Origin of the sequence: Xanthomonas sp. A1809 (assembly GCF_017746015.1) — a bacterium.
GTDB classification, from domain to species: Bacteria; Pseudomonadota; Gammaproteobacteria; order Xanthomonadales; family Xanthomonadaceae; genus Xanthomonas; species Xanthomonas euvesicatoria.
Genome location: NZ_JAGHWZ010000049.1, coordinates 1 through 6,390, shown reverse-complemented (window position 1 = coordinate 6,390; position 6,390 = coordinate 1). Strand labels below are relative to the sequence as shown.

General features: G+C 64.3%; 7 protein-coding genes. All 7 read left to right on the top strand.

Annotated elements, in window-relative coordinates:
- Positions 1 to 29 precede the first annotated feature (29 nt).
- Positions 30 to 446, top strand: a complete 417-nt coding sequence (locus tag J7396_RS22195) for a hypothetical protein (protein ID WP_209262158.1) — start codon at positions 30 to 32, stop codon at positions 444 to 446.
- 88 nt (positions 447 to 534) lie between these two features.
- Positions 535 to 2,241, top strand: a complete 1,707-nt coding sequence (locus J7396_RS22190; protein WP_209262157.1) for a terminase TerL endonuclease subunit — start codon at positions 535 to 537, stop codon at positions 2,239 to 2,241.
- On the top strand, positions 2,238 to 3,530 hold the full coding sequence (locus tag J7396_RS22185) for a phage portal protein (protein ID WP_209262156.1): 1,293 nt from the start codon (positions 2,238 to 2,240) through the stop codon (positions 3,528 to 3,530). The genes J7396_RS22190 and J7396_RS22185 overlap by 4 nt, the downstream gene beginning before the upstream one ends.
- 9 nt (positions 3,531 to 3,539) lie before the next feature.
- Positions 3,540 to 4,415, top strand: coding sequence for a head maturation protease, ClpP-related (locus J7396_RS22180; RefSeq protein WP_209262155.1), 876 nt, complete (start codon positions 3,540 to 3,542; stop codon positions 4,413 to 4,415).
- 14 nt (positions 4,416 to 4,429) lie between these two features.
- On the top strand, positions 4,430 to 5,758 hold the full coding sequence (locus J7396_RS22175) for a phage major capsid protein (protein ID WP_080952937.1): 1,329 nt from the start codon (positions 4,430 to 4,432) through the stop codon (positions 5,756 to 5,758).
- A 44-nt stretch (positions 5,759 to 5,802) separates the two neighbouring features.
- Positions 5,803 to 6,003 (top strand): hypothetical protein, encoded by a 201-nt coding sequence (locus tag J7396_RS22170; RefSeq protein WP_046932026.1) that lies wholly within the window; start codon positions 5,803 to 5,805, stop codon positions 6,001 to 6,003.
- A 3-nt stretch (positions 6,004 to 6,006) separates the two neighbouring features.
- Positions 6,007 to 6,345, top strand: coding sequence for a head-tail connector protein (locus J7396_RS22165; protein ID WP_046932027.1), 339 nt, complete (start codon positions 6,007 to 6,009; stop codon positions 6,343 to 6,345).
- Positions 6,346 to 6,390 lie beyond the last annotated feature (45 nt).

Sequence of the window (6,390 nt, the reverse complement as noted above, 5' to 3'; positions counted from 1 at the left end):
TTTCGCACGGTCAAAATTAGGATTTGAAAATGAGAGGACGGAAGCCGACAGCTCCGGCCCTCAAGGTGATCGCCGGGACGGCCCGGCCGGACCGCGAGGTGCCGGACGTTCCCGAGTTCGATCTGATCGACGATTTCCCCGACGCGCCGCAGCACCTCAACGCCGACGGCGCATCGATGTGGCTGGATCTCGGCCCGCAGCTGGTGGCGGCGAAGGTGCTGCAGGTGGTCGACCTGTATGCGCTGCAGCAGCTCTGCTACTCCTGGCAGCGGATGGTCGCCAAGCAGAAGGCGGGGATGGACATAACCGCCGCCGAGGACACCGCCTTCAAGGCGCTGTTGTCCGAGTTTGGCATGACGCCGGCCAGCAGGCGGAAGGTGAGTTCCGGTGGCGACACCAAGAAGCCCGGCAACAAGTTCGGCGCGCTCGGCACGCCGGGCAAGTAAGCCGGCGGCCAAGGGAGCGGCGAGAAAGGCGGCACCAGCGAAGCGCGCGCCCCGCGCGAAGAAGCCGGATCCGTCCGACTACGTTGCGGTGGCCATCGCGTACGCGCAGGAAGCGGTTGCGGACAAGAAGGGCGCGCGGTTCGGCAAGCTGATCCGCCAGGCTGCGAAACGCTTCATCGACGACCTGGCGCGTGCGAAGAGGCGCGGTGCACCGTTCCGGTTCTCGCCGGAGCACGCGTGCCACGCATGCGGGTTCATCGAGCTGCTGCCGCACGTAGAGGGCAAGTGGGAAACGCCCGAGATCCGGATGCACCGGTCGCACGTGTTCTTTGTCGTGCAGCTGTTCGGATTCCGGAAGCCGGATGGCACGCGCCGCTTCACCTCCGCGCTGTTCGCGGTGGCGCGCAAGAACGCGAAGTCCACGCTGGCGTCGGCGATCCTGTTGTACTGCCAGTGCTGCGAGAACGAGGAGGGCGCCCAGGTCATTTCGGCCGCCACCACGTTCCCGCAGGCGTCGATCATCTTCAACGTCGCCAAGCGGATGGTGGAGAAGACCCCGGATCTCAAAGAGGCCTATGGCCTGGAGACCTGGGCGAAGTCGATCACCCGCATGGAGATCGGCGCCAGCTTCAAGCCGATTCATGCCAAGGCCAGCACACAGGACGGTCTGAACCCGTCCCATGTCGGCCTCGACGAGATCCACGCGCACAAGACGCCGGACCTGCTGAACGTCCTGCAGTCGGCGGCCGGCGCGCGGCAGAACCCGCTCTGGCTGTTCACCACCACCGAGGGTTACACCAACCCGGGGCCTTGGGCGGAGATCCGCCAGTTCGTGAAGCAGCTGCTCGCCGGCGTGTTCGGCCACGAGGCCGACCACTACCTGGCGGTGTTCTACGCCATCGACGAGGAGGACAAGGCCGCCGGAACCAAGGCGGACGACACCTTCGACGAGTCGAAGTGGATCAAGGCAAACCCCTTGATCGACGCCAACCCGCACCTCCTGGCCGCAATCCGCAAGGAAGCCGTTGAGGCGAAGCGGATGCCGTCGAAGCTGGCCGAGTTCGAAATCAAGCGCGTGAACCGGCCAGCCGCTTCGGCCAACAGCTGGGTCGCGCTGCCGAAGTGGAACGCCTGCGCCGGCACCGTTGATCTGGATGCGCTACGCGACGTCCCGTGCTGGGGCGGGCTGGATCTGGCGAGCACGCGCGACCTGACCGCGCTGCGTCTGGTTTGGCGGATCGGCGACCAGATCATCACCTGGGGTCGGCGGTGGGTGCCGGAAGAAGCGGTTGCTCAGCGGACCGAGCGCGGAACCGTTCCGTACGCGGGCTGGGTCGCTGCCGGTCTGATTGAACAGACGGAAGGCGAAGTGACCGATTACGCGGTGATCGAGCATGCGGTTCTTGATGTTGTGGAGCGGTTCAACGTGCAGTCGATTGCGTTCGATCGATGGAACGCTACGGAGATGGTCAGCAGGCTGGTGAAGGCCGAGGTGCCGCTGGTGGAGTTCATCCAAGGCACCAAGTCCTACCACCCCGCGATGCAGGAGCTGGAGCGAGCGTACGTCGCCGGAAATCTCGTTCATGACGGTGACCCGGTGCTGACTTGGTGCGCTTCCAACCTGGTGGCACGCAACGATCAGAACATGAACAAGGCGCCGGACAAGAAGCGATCGGCGGACAAGATCGACGACATGACCGCGCTGCTGATGGCAGTGGGAATTTCCATGAGCGCGGAGATGGATGGCGGGATGGATGACTGGCTCAGCAACCCGGTGAGGACTGGAACCCGATGAAAACCCTACCGAAGACCGGCGTGATGCGGCGGATTGCTGCAGCTGTCGACGGCTGGGTGCGTTCGTTTTCGCCCAAGGATAAGGACCTCTATGTCGACCGGCAGACGGAATCAGAGACAGGTGCAGAGGTAACCCCCAAGACAGTTTTGCAGGTGGATGCAGCCTGGTCCTGTGTCCGACTGATCTCCGAAACAATTGCAACGCTCCCGCTATCGATGTTCGAACGAACATCAGGCGGTAAACGCGTTGCCGGCCAACACCCTCTCCACTTCGTCATCCATGACCAGCCAAACGCAGATTCTACGGCCTCTGTTTTCTGGGAGGCGATGGTCGCCGCCATGTTGCTGCGCGGCGCTGCGCATGCCGAGAAGCTCTACGCCGGCAATCGCCTGATCGGCCTGTCGTTCCTGGACCCCGACAAGCTGGTGGTGAACCGCGACATCCAGGGCCGCAAGATCTTCGTGTATCCGCGGACTGACGGGTCTCGCCGCGTTATCCCGCGCGAGCGCATCTGGATCATTCCGGGCTTCACGCTCGACGGCCTGAACGGTGTTTCGGTGATCAGCTATGGCGCCAAGGTGTTCGGCGCGGCAATCGCCGCTGACAGGGCCGCAGCCCGCACCTTCAAGAATGGCCTGCTGCAAACCGTCTACTACAAGGTTGCCACCTTCCTGAAGCCGGACCAGCGCGACGAGTTCAAGAAAAATCTGATGGGCACGATCGAGCGAGGCGAAACGCCGCTGCTCGAGGGAGGCACCGATGCAGGGAGTCTGGGGATCAAGCCAAGCGACGCCCAGCTGTTGGAGTCGCGGGCGTTCTCGGTGGAATCGATCTGCCGCTGGTTCCGTGTTCCGCCATGGATGGTCGGCCACACTGAGAAGAGCACGAGCTGGGGCAGTGGCATCGAGCAGCAGATGATTGGCTTCCTCACCTTCACGCTTGGTCCTTGGCTCCGCCGTATCGAACAGGCCATCAGCAAGGATCTGCTGACCGCCGGCGAGCGCACGCGCTATTACGCGAAATTCGCGGTCGAAGGCCTTCTGCGCGCGGACAGCGCCGGCCGTGCTGCCTTCTACGCCGCCATGGTGAACAACGGCATCCTGACCCGCGACGAGGTGCGCGAGTTAGAGGACCGGGAGCCGATGGGCGGGAATGCTGCGGTCCTGACCGTGCAGTCGGCCATGTTGCCGCTCGACGCGCTGGGACAGAACGATCAGCAGGCGCAGCAGGTACGCGCCTCGCTCCGCGCCCTCCTGGGCATTGAAGAACCCGCCGCCGCGCGGGACTGAGGAACAGAGATGACGATAAAGACGCTGCCGGGTGCTCCGGAGGGTAGGCCCTGCGCCGCAGTCAGCAGCCAGATCCAGCCGCGCGCCATGGATCGCTGGAATGCGGGCGTGCGCGCTGCAGCCGAATCCGATGAGGAGCGAACCATCAGCGTCTATGACGTCATCGGCCAGGACTACTGGACGGGCGAGGGGGTCACGGCCAGGCGTGTCGCTGGCGCGCTGCGCGCGATGGGCAAGGGACCGGTCACGGTCAATGTGAACTCCCCCGGCGGCGACATGTTCGAGGGTTTGGCCATCTACAACCTGCTGCGCGAGCACGACGGCGAGATCACGGTGAAGGTCCTTGGCCTGGCCGCATCCGCAGCTTCCATCATCGCGATGGCTGGCGACACCGTGCAGATTGCGCGCGCTGGCTTCCTGATGATCCACAACGCATGGGTCATGGCGGTCGGCAATCGTAACGACCTGATCGAGGTGGCTGACACGCTCAAGCCTTTCGACGATGCCATGGCCAGCATCTACGCCGCCCGGACCGGCCAGGACCGGAAATCCATGGCCAAGCTTATGGATGCAGAGACCTGGATCGGCGGCGAAGCAGCAATCGAAGATGGCTTCGCTGACGAGCTGCTGGCCAGTGACCAGGTCGAGCGAGGTGCGGCAAAGGCGAGCGCATCGGCAGTGCGACGGATCGAGTCTGCGCTGCGTGCCAGCGGCATGCCTAAAAGTGAGGCCGTGCGACTCATCAGCGAGTTCAAGTCCAGCGCGGGTGATCCCGCTGGCGGCGGTGAGGGAGATCCCACCGATGACGGCCAGGCTAGCACTGGCCAAGCGTCAAACAGCGATGAGGCATTCGCCTCCGCGCTGCGTGGTTTTTCCCTCAACTGAACGGAGCAATTCCCATGAAGAAGTACAGCATCTGGCTGGCGCTGTTCGCGCTGGCTGCCCTGGTCGTGGCCTTCGATGCAAGCGCCGCCACCGCTATCCACCACATCCTCTCGCCGGACTTGGCTGGAGCGATGATGGCCGGACCGGTGCTCGCCGCGCTTCCCGAAGGCATCCAGGCCGAACTGAAGCGCATCGGAGACGATGTCAAGGCGATGGCAGAAAAGGCGCAGGACGAGATCAAGGCCAGTGCGAAGATGGCCGAGGACACCCGCGCCAAAGTCGATGATCTGCTGCTGAAGCAGGGTGAGCTGCAGGCGAACTTGCAGAACGCCGAGCAGATGATCGCCAAGATCGAAGCCAATGGTGCTGGCGGCGACGTCCAGCATCAGAGCTATGGCCAGCAGTTCGTCGGCAGCGACGAGTTCAAGTCCTTCGCCGGGAAGACCACGCCGCGCGGTCGCGTGGACATGACCTTCCAGGCGGCCATCACCTCGCTCACCACCGATGCTGATGGCTCGGCCGGCGATCTCGTGCAGACCACCCGGGTCCCGGGCGTAATTGCACCGCCGGATCGCCGCCTGACCGTGCGCGACCTCATCACCCCTGGCCGGATGGACGGAAACGCGCTCGAGTACGTGAAGGAGACCGGTTTCACCAACAACGCCGGGATGGTGGCGGAGACCGCTAAGAAGCCCGAGTCCAGCTTGAAATTCGACATGGTGAGCACGACTGCGAAGGTCATCGCCCACTACATGAAGGCGTCGCGCCAGATCCTGAGCGATGCATCGCAGTTGGCCAGCTACATCGATGGTCGCCTGCGCTATGGTCTGGCCTTCAAGGAAGAGCAGCAGTTGCTGAGCGGCGACGGCACCGGCCAGAACCTGCTGGGCATCATCCCGCAGGCATCGGCCTATGCCTCGCCACTGGACATCGCCGGCGCCACCATCATCGACCAAGTGCGCTTGGCGATGCTGCAGGCGCAGTTGGCGGAGTTCCCGGCCAGCGGCATCGTGATGAACCCGATCGACTGGGCACGCATCGAGCTGCTGAAGGACACCACGGGTCGTTACATCATCGGCAATCCGCAAGGCACCATCGGCGCCACGTTGTGGAACCTGCCGGTGGTCGCCACCGCCGCCATTGCTGAGGATAAGTTCCTCACCGGTGCATTCCGCCTGGGCGCACAGGTCTTCGATCGCTGGCAGGCCCGCGTCGAAGTGGCGACCGAGAACGAAGACGACTTCGTGAAGAACATGGTCACCATCCTGGCAGAAGAGCGCCTGGCCCTGGCCGTGTATCGCCCCGAGGCCTTCATTTACGGCGACTTCGGCAACGTCGCCTGATCCAACGAAGCCGGCCAAGGCCGGCTTCTTTCTGGGAGAACGACATGCTCATCAAGTTCAAGAAGCCCGACCCGCGGGCCGGCCTGACCGTGCAGCTGGATTCCAGCCTAGCTCAAAAGTTCCTCGACGAGGGCCGTGCCACCCAGGTGGGAGAGGGCGCTGAGGCTGCGCCGGAGCCGGATCCGCCGGCCAACGATACGGGCGCCCCGGCCGCCAAGAAGACCGCGGCGAAGCGGAAGCCCTGAGCCATGGATCTGGTAACCATCGAGCAGGCCCGGCAGCACTGCCGGGCCGACAGTTCCGACGATTCCTTGCTGACGGTTTACGTCGACGCAGCCGAGCAGGCCGCCCAGGACTTCCTCAACCGGCGCGTCTACCCGGACACAGATGCGCTAGCCGAGGCGGTTCTCGATGGCACAGCCGGCGGCGACCCGATCGTGACCAATGCCTCGATCACCGCCGCGGTGCTGCTGATCGCGGGCCACCTTTTCCGGAACCGCGAGGCCGTGACCGACGAGACCGCCAACCAGCTGCCGCTGGGAGCGCACGCGCTGCTCTGGCCGCACCGGGTAGGCCTCGGCGTATGAGCCTCGCCGCCGGCAAGCTACGGCACCGAATCCGCATCCAGCGGC

What these genes read in the sequence shown, in the direction of transcription:
- J7396_RS22180 (WP_209262155.1), top strand. Translation starts at nt 3,540, where the DNA reads ATGACGATAAAGACGCTGCCGGGTGCTCCGGAGGGTAGGCCCTGCGCC.
- J7396_RS22195 (WP_209262158.1), top strand. Translation starts at nt 30, where the DNA reads ATGAGAGGACGGAAGCCGACAGCTCCGGCCCTCAAGGTGATCGCCGGG.
- J7396_RS22185 (WP_209262156.1), top strand. Translation starts at nt 2,238, where the DNA reads ATGAAAACCCTACCGAAGACCGGCGTGATGCGGCGGATTGCTGCAGCT.
- J7396_RS22165 (WP_046932027.1), top strand. Translation starts at nt 6,007, where the DNA reads ATGGATCTGGTAACCATCGAGCAGGCCCGGCAGCACTGCCGGGCCGAC.
- J7396_RS22170 (WP_046932026.1), top strand. Translation starts at nt 5,803, where the DNA reads ATGCTCATCAAGTTCAAGAAGCCCGACCCGCGGGCCGGCCTGACCGTG.
- J7396_RS22175 (WP_080952937.1), top strand. Translation starts at nt 4,430, where the DNA reads ATGAAGAAGTACAGCATCTGGCTGGCGCTGTTCGCGCTGGCTGCCCTG.